We start from the raw sequence: 9,164 nt of genomic DNA, 5'->3' as shown, positions 1-9,164 counted from the left end.
AGCTCGATGAAACGCTATGTACCTGACTTAATGTCCCTGCAGCGTACCTGTGAGGTGAACTACATGGCCTTGATGAAACTGTTGCCACCCGGTGGCACAGTCGGGGCCGAACGCCGCTATCAGGTGGGCAATGGCCTGCAGTTCCAGCTCACCGTCAGCGAGGAGAGCCGCTTCACCAGTCAGGTGATCCTGGCCCAGCACAACCCGGAGTTGCCGAGCTACTTGCAGGCTCGCATCGAGATTCGTTTGTATCATGACGTGCGGATGGCGGAAGTGTGTGCGGCGCAACAGATTTCGAGGTTGCAACCACGTTATGATTATCCCAATAAGAAAATGCACCAGCGGGATGAAAAGGAGCAGGTAAATCTGTTCCTGGCCGATTGGCTAAGATTTTGTCTCAGACATGGTGCCAGCCAGATAAATATCCTCTAGTTGAACTTATAAGAAGCGTGATTTTGGAAACAGAGCTACCCCAGGCGCAGGACGGCAGTGTGCGCCTGTTACAAATTACCGACACCCACCTCTTCGCGAGTGCCGAGGGGCGGCTATTGGCTATACGCACCGCAGAGAGCCTGGCTGCCGTGCTGGAGCGGGTGCAGGCCAATGATCATCCGTTTGATCTGATCCTGGCGACCGGCGATCTGTCGCAGGATCACAGTCCGGAATCCTACCAGCGCTTTGCCAGCATGATGGCAAAGCTGGCACGTCCCATCTACTGGCTGCCCGGCAACCATGACGACGGTCCCCTGATGACCGAATACCTGCATGCGGCCGGGATCAGCGAGGCCAAGCAGCTGGTGGGGGAGCACTGGCAGGTGATACTGCTGGATACCCAGGTACGCGGCAAACCTCACGGCGTACTCGGCGATCATCAGCTGGCGACGCTCGACCAGGCCCTGCGCCAGCACCCCGAGCGTCATGTCCTGATAGCCTTGCACCATCAGGCCGTGCCTGTGGGTTGCGCCTGGCTGGATCAGCACAATCTCAAGAATGCTGACGATCTGTTCGCCGTGCTGGCTCGTCATCCCCAGCAGAAAACCATCTTGTTTGGCCATGTCCATCAGGAATTTGACGAGATGCATCGCGGAGTGCGGCTGATTGCCAGCCCCTCCACCTGCATTCAGTTCAAGCCGCTCAGCGATGGCTTTGCGCTGGACGAATCAGGTCCGGGCTGGCGCTATCTCACCCTGCATCCGGATGGCCGGGTAGCGAGCCAGGTGTGGCGTCTGCCGGTGGGGCAGTTTGTGCCCGACCCCGATGCCACCGGCTATTGAGGAGGCCGCTTCCATGACCTCCGTTTTGCTTTATCTGCACGGTTTCAACTCTTCCCCCGGCTCTGCCAAGGCGCAGCAGATGGCTGCCTGGGTGGCGCAATACAGACCCGACATCGAGCTCATTATTCCGGCCCAGCCCAATACGCCGGCGGCGGCTTGGGCCGCCATAGCGCAGACCGTTGAAGAGGCCATCGCCCGCCACGGTGACCGCCTCAAGCTTGGTGTCGTGGGCAGCTCCCTCGGCGGCTTTATGGCCACCCGGGTGAGCGAGTTGTATGGTTGTCGCGCGGCCCTGATCAACCCAGCGGTGCGCCCTCACGAGTTGTTGTGCGACTACCTGGGCCCTCAGACCAATCCCTATACCGATGAGCAGTACGAGCTGCTGCCGGCACACATGGGCGAGCTGCGGGCGTTGGCAGTGCCGGTGACGGCCCCCGAGCGGCTCTGGATCCTGCAACAGCAGGAGGATGAGGTGCTCGACTATCGCAAGGCGCTGGATGAATACCGCTTTGCCCGCCTGTCGCTGGAGTGCGGTGGCAACCACGCTTTTGTCGCGTTTGAACGCTACCCCGCCCAGATCGTTCGCTTTCTCGGGTTGTAGCAAAGGCACCTTATACACAAGGCAAGAAGGTGACATGATCAAGCTCATCGGCAACACAGTGATTGAGGAAAAGCACAAGGCCAGCTGTCACTGCGGGGCCGTGGTGCTGGTGCTTACCCTGCCGGATGGCGTGGTGGATCCGCGCCGCTGCGACTGCTCTCTCTGCCGACGACGCGGTGCCATCGTTGCCTCGGTGCCGCTCTCAGGGATCCAGATCTTGCAGGGGGAGGCGGCGCTGCGCTGCTACCAGTTCAACACCCGTACCGCGAAACATTACTTCTGCAGCATCTGCGGTATCTATACCCATCATCAACGTCGATCCAATCCGGCCGAGTATGGCTACAACCTCGCCTGCCTTGAGGGGGTCAACCCGTTTGAGCTGGATGAGGTGCCGCTGCGCGACGGGATCAACCATCCGGCGGATCGTGAATAAGAAGATACGGGCCGACCCGACAGTCGGCCGTTGAGTCAAGCTTGGCCCTTCAGATCAAGCTTTCGGCGCGGGGAGTTTGTTCTGCCCCCGCGTAGCAGTTAAGATTCTCCCCAAACGTCAATTCGCAAGGCCCTCCATGTCCACTCAATACAATGCGGATGCCATTGAGGTCCTCAATGGCCTTGAACCGGTGCGTCGTCGCCCCGGCATGTATACCGACACCACCCGGCCCAATCACCTCGGCCAGGAGGTCATCGACAACAGCGTCGACGAAGCGCTAGCGGGCCACGCCCGTACCCTGGAGGTGACCCTGTATGAAGACCAGTCCCTCGAGGTGATCGATGACGGCCGTGGCATGCCGGTCGATATCCACCCGGAGGAGGGGGTGTGTGGTGTGGAGCTGATCCTCTGCAAGCTGCACGCGGGGGGCAAGTTCTCCAACAAGAACTACCAGTTCTCCGGCGGTCTGCACGGGGTGGGTATTTCGGTGGTGAACGCTCTCTCTGATCGGGTCGAGGTGACGGTGCGTCGCGACGGTCAGGTCTATGACATCGCCTTCGAGCGTGGCGACAAGGTGCAGGAGCTGACCATCACCGGCACCTGCGGTCGCCGCAACACCGGCACCCGGGTGCGCTTCTGGCCGCAGGCGAGCTATTTCGACTCGCCCCGCTTCTCGGTTACCAAGCTGGAGCACCTGCTCAAGGCCAAGGCCGTGCTCTGCCCCGGCCTCACCATCAAGTTCCTCGACAAGAACACCGGCATCAAGCTGGAGTGGTGCTACGAAGATGGCCTCAAGGATTATCTGGTCGATGCGGTCAAGCAGTTCACCTGCCTGCCGGAGCAGCCCTTCGTCGGCGCCTTCAGCACCGAACAGTCTGCGGTGGACTGGGCACTCTGCTGGTTGCCGGAAGGGGGTGAGTGCCTCGCCGAATCCTATGTGAACCTGATCCCGACGCCCCAGGGCGGTACTCACGTCAATGGCCTGCGCCAGGGTCTCCTCGACGCCATGCGCGAGTTCTGCGAGTTCCGCAACTTGCTGCCGCGCGGGGTCAAGCTGACCCCGGAAGATATCTGGGATCGCTGCGCCTACATCCTCTCCATCAAGATGCAGGATCCCCAGTTCGCCGGTCAGACCAAGGAGCGGCTGTCGTCGCGCCAGAGCTCGGCCTTCGTGTCGGGGGTGGTGAAGGATGCCTTCAGCCTGTTCCTCAACAGCAACACCGAGCTGGCGGAGCAGATCGCCGAGATCTGCATCAGCAGCGCCCAGCGCCGACTGCGCGCCGCCAAGACGGTGGTGCGCAAGAAGATTACCCAGGGCCCGGCGCTGCCCGGCAAGCTCACCGACTGCAACTGTGCCGACCCCATGCAGGGCGAACTGTTCCTGGTGGAGGGTGACTCCGCGGGCGGCAGCGCCAAGCAGGCGCGCGACCGCGAATTTCAGGCCATCATGCCCCTGCGCGGCAAGATCCTGAACACCTGGGAAGTGGAGGCCGGTCAGGTGCTCGCCTCCCAAGAGGTGCACGATATCTCGGTGGCCATCGGGCTCGATCCCGACTCCGAGGATCTCAGCGGCCTGCGCTACGGCAAGGTGTGCATCCTCGCGGATGCGGACTCGGACGGTCTGCATATCGCCACCCTGCTCTGCGCCCTGTTCGTGAGGCACTTCCGCACCCTGGTCAACAAGGGCCACGTCTATGTGGCTATGCCGCCGCTTTACCGGATCGACATCGGCAAGGAGGTGTTCTACGCCCTCGACGAGGACGAGAAGAACGGCGTGCTGCAGCGGGTCGAAGCCGAGAAGAAGAAGGGCAAGGTGATGGTGACCCGATTCAAGGGTCTGGGTGAGATGAACCCGAAACAGCTGCGGGAAACCACCATGGATCCCAATACCCGCCGTCTGGTGCAACTCACCATGGGCGAGATGGAGGAGGGGGACGAGACCCTGCAACTGATGGACATGCTGCTGGCCAAGAAACGCTCCGGCGATCGTCGTGAATGGTTAGAGGAGAAGGGAAACCTTGCCATCATCTAGTTCACTTCTCTCAGTAATGGGGAGTGGCTGATCGAGCAGGGTAATCTCGCCATCATCTAAGCCGTCGGCTGGCCCTGTGCGGGCCAGCAAGCATTTAGCCGGAGTCGCCCTGTGGCGGCTCCCGAACCGAAAGAGAAAATCACATGAGTGATGCTATCGAGCTCAGTCTGGACGGAGTAGAGCGCCAGCCAATGCGCACCTTTACCGAACAGGCTTACTTGAACTACTCCATGTACGTCATCATGGATCGGGCCTTGCCGCATATCGGCGATGGTCTCAAACCGGTGCAGCGGCGCATCATCTACGCCATGAGCGAGCTGGGTCTGTCGGCCCTCTCCAAGCACAAGAAATCCGCCCGTACCGTGGGTGACGTGCTGGGTAAGTACCACCCGCACGGCGACAGCGCCTGTTATGAAGCCATGGTGCTGATGGCCCAGCCCTTCTCTTACCGTTACCCGCTGGTGGACGGTCAGGGCAACTGGGGGGCGCCGGACGATCCCAAATCCTTCGCCGCCATGCGTTATACCGAGGCGCGGTTGTCGCGCTTCTCCGAGCTGCTGCTCTCGGAATTGGGCCAAGGCACTGTGGAGTGGACGCCGAACTTCGACGGCACCATGAAAGAACCCGTGGTACTGCCCGCCCGCCTGCCCCACATACTGCTCAACGGCATCACCGGCATCGCCGTGGGCATGGCGACCGACATTCCGCCCCACAACGCGCGGGAGGTGGCCTACGCCTGTGCCGAGCTGCTCGACAACCCCGATGCGGGGCTGGATGCGCTGATGGCGCACATTCAGGGGCCGGACTACCCGACCAGCGCCGAGATCATCACCCCGCGCGATGATATCCGCAAAATCTACGAGACCGGCAAGGGCTCCATCAAGCAGCGAGCAGTGTGGAACGAGGAGGATGGCGATATCGTCATCACGGCGCTGCCCCATCAGGCCTCCGGCGCCAAGATCATGGAGCAGATCGCCGCCCAGATGGTGGCCAAGAAGCTGCCGATGGTCACCGACCTGCGCGATGAATCGGACCACGAGAACCCGACCCGTCTGGTGATCGTGCCCCGCTCCAACCGGGTGGATGTGGAGGGGCTGATGGCCCACCTGTTCGCCACCACGGATCTGGAGAAGAACTATCGGGTCAACCTCAACATCCTCGGCCTCGACAACCGGCCGCAGGTGAAGACCCTCAAGATGATCCTCTCCGAGTGGATCATCTTCCGCCGCGAGACGGTGCGTCGTCGCTTGCAGTATCGCCTCGACAAGGTGCTGGCTCGCCTGCACATCCTCGAAGGCTTGCTGGTGGCCTACCTCAATATCGACGAGGTGATCGAGATCATCCGCACCGAGGATGAGCCGGGCAAGGTGATGGTGGAGCGCTTCAATATCAGCGAAACCCAAGCCGAGGCTATCCTCGAGATCAAACTGCGCCATCTGGCCAAACTCGAAGAGTTCAAGCTGCGCGCCGAGCAGGATGAACTGGCGATTGAACGGGACAAGCTGCAACTGATCCTGGGCTCGGAGCGCCGCCTCAATACCCTGCTCAAGAAAGAGCTGCTGGCGGATGCCGAGAAGTACGGCGACGATCGCCGCACCCCGCTGGTGGAGCGCGCCAGCGCGGTAGCCCTGACTGAAAAAGAGCTGACCCCGAGCGAGCCGGTTACCGTCATCCTCTCCGATAAAGGTTGGGTGCGGGCCGCCAAGGGCCACGACGTGGACGTGGCGGGGCTCTCCTACAAGGCGGGGGATAACTATCTGGCCCACGCTTGTGGCCGCAGCAACCAGCAGGCTGTGTTCCTCTCCACCCTGGGCCGTACCTATGCACTGGAAGCCCACACACTGCCATCTGCCCGCAGTCAGGGCGAGCCGCTCACCGGCCGCTTTGCGTTGGGGGCGGGGGAAGAGGTGCGCCATCTGGTGATGGGCAACGAGGGCGAGCCGTATCTGATCGCGAGCGATGCCGGTTACGGCTTTGTCTGCACCTATGACGACCTCATCGGCAAGAACAAGAATGGCAAGGCGCTGCTCACAGTGCCGGAAGGGGGCCAGGTGATGGCACCCCAGAAGATTGGCTCGCCAGAGACCGATCTCTGCATGGCCATCTCCAACGAGGGGCGCATGCTGCTGTTCCCGCTCAACACCCTGCCGGTGCTCGGCAAGGGCAAGGGCAACAAGCTCATCAGCATACCGTCGGCTCGCGTGAAAGCGCGGGAAGAGTTTATGGTGATGGCCGCCATTATCCCGCAGGGACAATATGTCACCCTGTTTGCCGGCAAGCGCAAGCTGACCCTCAAACCCTCTGATCTAGACTACTACCGTGGCGAGCGCGGCCGCCGTGGCGCCAAGCTGCCCCGTGGTTTGCAGCGGGTGGACCGCATCGAGATTGAACCCGCCGCCGGTGCCGAACCGGTAGCTGGGGAAAATCAGGAAGGGTAATTAATAGAGAAGGGGGCGTATTAATTCGCTCCCTTCTAGCATAAAAAGTACTTGGAATGTCCAGTATTAAATACCGAATTATTAATTTCACTGAAACATTCTATTTTTTAATGTCTTGTTCCCAGTGAGTTTGCCCTGTAATTCCTGCTTCCCCTTGCATATCAAAATCTAATAGCAATGGTTTTTCAAAAATACTATCTTGTAGATTTTCTGTAATAGAGTACTCGCTGAGTGTTTCAGCCCATTCAAAGTGATCTGTCATTGGATAAAAGTGAACGCCATGCAGAAATATTCCTAGAGTATTTTTAGATGAAAAATCTTTGAATGCTGATATATTTTTCTCCCTTCTTATAATCTCTATGTTAGGCCCTTCATTAGTTTCGTATAAAATATGGATCACCCCGAGCCCTTCTTGAGGAATTTGTTGGGCTGCCCGACCAGCAATGGATTTGAAATATTTTGCTCTTTTAGATATAGATTGTGTGTCAGAACATCGCCATTGGGCCCCAGCACATAACTTTAATTTATCAATAAAAATATTCAATACAGAGTTTTGATTACCATGTCGTTCAATTTTTTTGGCGAGACATGCGGTGGATCTTTTTTCGTTGGCGTCAACATTACCAAAAATTAAATCATGTATTTGGGGTGTTAGCGGTTTTACTAGGTTTTGGGAAAAATGTGAAGTCAGCTTGACTTGATTCACTCTATGTAAAACCATATCAAAACTGCTAGAGTAGAATTTCATTCCAGAAGGACCACAACCTGAAATGTGTAGTCTTTTAAATGCACCAATTACTTTCTTGGGAGAAACATCACATAGCTCCTTTTTAAAGGTGATATCGACCCAATAGTTCTTATTTGTGGATAACATTGTCTTACACAATTCTTTCCAAATCGAATCCCACGTTGATTCCTCAATGCTCGAATATTCTCCTTTTCTTGATACTCTTTTACATTCAACGTAAAAGTCTCGTCCCTCGTTAGTTACGACTTTAATGTCAGGCTGTTTTACTGGAGGCGTTTCTTTTATAAACTTTATATTGTATCCATTTCTTAAATAGAGAGTCGCAACCAGTAATTCAAACAGTGCTTCATCAGTGTTATTTGATTTTTCATATGTTAGTTTTTTAATTATATGAGGCACACCACTCACTTCTGAAATATTATCTATTTGCTCTCCTATTGATGCAAAAAAAGGTAATATTCTATGAGATTCAAAGCTATGGTCACTACATAAGTCATTTCCTTGCATGTCAACAAGGAACATATACCATATAAGGTCATTGTCTGGTGCTGGAAACATTTGAAATTCTATCGGCCCATTGCTAGGAGATATTTTTGATTCAAATAGTTCTATCTTATGTCTAAGGGATTCTCTGCGTTTGGAACAGAACTAGGACACCCACCTTTTTGACTACGGCGTAATCCTGTACTTGGCTTGAGGAGTTACTGTCGAGGGATGCGCCATGACCATTGCCCGTTCACGTCAAATCAGTTTGCAGGATACGCCTTACTACCACGTGGTCAGTCGCTGTGTGCGGCGGGCTTTCTTGTGTGGTGAAGACATCCATTCTGGTCAGAGCTACGAACATCGGCGCCAGTGGGTGGTCGACAAGCTGGGCCAGCTGTCGAGGCTGTTTGCCATCGGTATCTGCGCCTATGCAGTGATGAGCAACCATTACCACCTGGTGCTCAAGGTTGAGCCCGATACTGCCGCCAACTGGAGTGAACGGGAGGTGGCCGAGCGTTGGGCTGCATTGTTCCAATGGCCACTGTTGGTGCGGCGCTGGTATCAGGTGGAATCCCTGATTGAACCTGAGATTGCAGTGGTTAAACAACTGATAGGGCAGTGGCGCGAGCGGCTTTACTCCATCAGTTGGTTTGTGCGGCTGCTCAATGAAACTCTGGCTCGCCAGGCCAATCTGGAAGATGGCTGCAAGGGCCATTTCTGGGAAGGGCGCTTTAAAAGTCAGGCGCTGCTCACCGAATCAGCTTTGCTGGCTTGCATGACTTATGTAGATCTCAATCCGGTGCGGGCAGCCCTTGCCGATCGACCAGAGCAGAGCGACTACACAAGTATCAAGCAACGCCTTGATAACGCGTCCCTATCTGAAGCCTTACCCCCGCTATTGCTACCGTTTACCGATAAGGAGAAGTCCGGCTGCTTGCCCTATGCCTTCACCGATTATCTGATGCTGGTCGATTGGACAGGGCGAGCCATCAGGGCAGACAAGCGCGGCTACATCCCGGTTCATCTTACTCTCATTATGGAACGACTAGGACTTGATAAAACCGTCTGGCTTCGACAGGTGACTCTGTTCCGGCGGCAGGGTATCAGAGCGGTAGGTGATCATCAGCATCGCAAACAGTTTGCCCTGCATTG

8 protein-coding genes are annotated in these 9,164 nt (G+C 56.7%); 7 read left to right on the top strand and 1 reads right to left on the bottom strand.

Annotated elements, in window-relative coordinates:
- The first annotated feature begins 6 nt into the window (after nucleotides 1-6).
- The 6 genes from AAC083_RS18885 (at nucleotide 7) to parC (ending at nucleotide 6,778) form a co-directional block, all read left to right on the top strand.
- A complete protein-coding gene (locus AAC083_RS18885) occupies nucleotides 7-432 on the top strand; it encodes a DUF1249 domain-containing protein (protein ID WP_108537423.1) in 426 nt (141 codons plus the stop codon).
- 23 nt (nucleotides 433-455) lie between these two features.
- Nucleotides 456-1,274, top strand: a complete 819-nt coding sequence (gene cpdA, locus AAC083_RS18880; protein WP_108537422.1) for a 3',5'-cyclic-AMP phosphodiesterase — start codon at nucleotides 456-458, stop codon at nucleotides 1,272-1,274.
- A gap of 13 nt (nucleotides 1,275-1,287) precedes the next feature.
- Entirely contained in the window at nucleotides 1,288-1,875 is a 588-nt protein-coding gene (locus AAC083_RS18875; RefSeq protein WP_108537421.1) for a YqiA/YcfP family alpha/beta fold hydrolase, read from the top strand.
- A gap of 34 nt (nucleotides 1,876-1,909) precedes the next feature.
- Nucleotides 1,910-2,308 carry a GFA family protein gene (locus tag AAC083_RS18870; RefSeq protein WP_108537420.1) on the top strand — a complete coding sequence of 133 codons (399 nt, stop codon included), beginning with the start codon at nucleotides 1,910-1,912 and terminating at the stop codon, nucleotides 2,306-2,308.
- Between the two features lie 136 nt (nucleotides 2,309-2,444).
- Entirely contained in the window at nucleotides 2,445-4,340 is a 1,896-nt protein-coding gene (parE, locus tag AAC083_RS18865; RefSeq protein WP_042035374.1) for a DNA topoisomerase IV subunit B, read from the top strand.
- A 143-nt stretch (nucleotides 4,341-4,483) separates the two neighbouring features.
- Entirely contained in the window at nucleotides 4,484-6,778 is a 2,295-nt protein-coding gene (gene parC / locus AAC083_RS18860; protein WP_108537419.1) for a DNA topoisomerase IV subunit A, read from the top strand.
- 100 nt (nucleotides 6,779-6,878) lie between these two features.
- On the opposite strand, the gene AAC083_RS18855 is transcribed toward parC, so the two are convergent.
- Nucleotides 6,879-8,048: a hypothetical protein gene (locus AAC083_RS18855; RefSeq protein WP_219927914.1), complete on the bottom strand. Its 1,170-nt coding sequence runs from the start codon at nucleotides 8,046-8,048 to the stop codon at nucleotides 6,879-6,881.
- A 199-nt stretch (nucleotides 8,049-8,247) separates the two neighbouring features.
- Here AAC083_RS18855 and AAC083_RS18850 point away from each other — a divergent pair.
- Nucleotides 8,248-9,164 (top strand): transposase (locus AAC083_RS18850; RefSeq protein WP_108537418.1); only part of this gene is annotated, 917 nt, incomplete at its 3' end.

Origin of the sequence: Aeromonas sp. HMWF014, assembly GCF_963878295.1 — a bacterium.
Classification (GTDB): Bacteria; Pseudomonadota; Gammaproteobacteria; order Enterobacterales; family Aeromonadaceae; genus Aeromonas; species Aeromonas popoffii.
The sequence above is the reverse complement of the archived record's forward strand: the minus strand, read 5'-3'. Positions and strand labels throughout refer to the sequence as shown.